This is a genomic window from Oleiphilus sp. HI0066, assembly GCF_001635725.1.
Genome location: NZ_LWFH01001459.1, coordinates 1 through 1,032, shown reverse-complemented (window position 1 = coordinate 1,032; position 1,032 = coordinate 1). Strand labels below are relative to the sequence as shown.

The 1,032-nt window shown below is 46.6% G+C and carries 1 protein-coding gene; it reads left to right on the top strand.

All coding sequences use genetic code 11. The annotated features are described in order from the left end of the window. On the top strand, positions 1–636 hold a 636-nt coding region (locus A3738_RS22690; RefSeq protein WP_156504425.1), incomplete at its 5' end, for an alpha/beta fold hydrolase. Between the last annotated feature and the right edge of the window lie 396 nt (positions 637–1,032).

Below are 1,032 nucleotides of genomic sequence, written 5' to 3'. Positions count from 1 at the left end.
CTAATGGGGCATGGTGAAAACAAGCAAGATCTGAACGCGAGTTACCATATTGCTGATCAAGTTGCGTTTGTGAATGCTTTGATGGCGAAGCTAGATATCAAGAAGTTCCATTTGGTGGGCAATTCTATGGGTGGCGCTATCTCATCACTTTACGCAGCCCGTCATCCAGATCAAGTGTTATCGGTTACCTTAATCAGTCCAGCAGGTGTGCATACTCAGCCTTCGCAGATGGACGAAATTCTCGAGCAAGGGAGCAATCCTTTGATCGCAAAAACTGAACAAGACTTTTATCGGGTCTTAGAGTTTGTCATGGAAGTGAAGCCATTTATTCCCGATGCGATTGCAAAAGCGGAGGCTGAAATAGCGGTGTCTCGACTAGCGATCAACGAAAAGATTTTTAAAGACATTCGTTCAGACCTCACTAAAGGCTTAGACAAAGAATTCGTTAATATCACCGCGCCAACCCTAATCATTTGGGGAGAAGGAGATAAGGTGATTAGTGCCAAGAATATTGATGAATATGCGGCGCTGGTGAAGAACTCTAAGAAGGTTGTATTGCCTGGTATTGGTCACTTAGCAATGGTTGAAACACCAGAAAAAACAGCTGAACTAATGCGAGACTTTATCGGTAGCTAGACTCAAGCATTGATGAAATGAAGCCGCTATTGGGAAACTAGTAGCGGCTTTTTTTGTTTTGTGAGTGTTGTCTACGGTTAGGCATAAGTGGTTGTTGTTTTTAGAGGGTAACATCAGGCTCATTCTTCTGTTCCTGTCGGCGCTGGCCGACGGCAAGTCAGGGTCTTTGTTTCGCCAAAGACCCCAACACCCCAAAGGCGACCCGGATCGCTTACGCGCTCAACGCGATTATCCCTTCGTTCCATTGCGTCATTCCGGACAGCGAAGCGCGACAAGGTGAATTGCGCAACGCGCAAGAGAGGGAGCCCTGGGGTATCCGGAATCTACTTTGCGAATGCATGAAAATAGACAAGAGCAGACCTTGGCGGCTCTCTGAACACAATGCCCGCTTCAATA